The organism is Rhizobium sp. 18055, assembly GCF_902706285.1.
Classification (GTDB): Bacteria; Pseudomonadota; Alphaproteobacteria; order Rhizobiales; family Rhizobiaceae; genus Rhizobium.
This window is the reverse complement of record NZ_CACSKD010000494.1, coordinates 1-387: the sequence shown is the minus strand read 5'-3', so window position 1 is coordinate 387 and position 387 is coordinate 1. Positions and strand designations below refer to the sequence as shown.

Sequence of the window (387 nt, the reverse complement as noted above, 5' to 3'; positions counted from 1 at the left end):
GGTATCAGCTTCTCGAAGAAGCCCAGATCGTCGCGCAGCGTCCGGTTGTCGGCCTCGAGCTGGCGCACGCGCGCCGTCACGCGTTCCAGGGCCGCGCGCTCGGCGGTGAGCAGGGAACCCTCGGCGCTGGAGGCATCGACGCGCACGCGCGTCTCCTCGCGCAGCCGGGCCACCTCCTGCCGCAGCGCGACCAGTTCGTCCCGCGAGCGGGAGTCCAGCCCCGCGATGCTCTTGCCGAACTCGAAGGCCCAGAGGGCGATGGCCGCGCACAGGCCGAAGACCACGGCCAGCACCATCCAGCGCAGCGGCCAGGGCATGGCACTGCGGATGGCCACGCGCGGGGCGCTCACCGTGAGCCGGCGGCGCAGCAGCTTGAGTCGCATGTAC

At 72.4% G+C, this 387-nt stretch carries 1 protein-coding gene; it reads right to left on the bottom strand.

The window, feature by feature from the left end; all coding sequences use genetic code 11:
- A partial coding sequence (locus tag GVL52_RS32735; protein WP_200848081.1) for a hypothetical protein occupies positions 1 to 387 on the bottom strand: 387 nt, incomplete at both ends.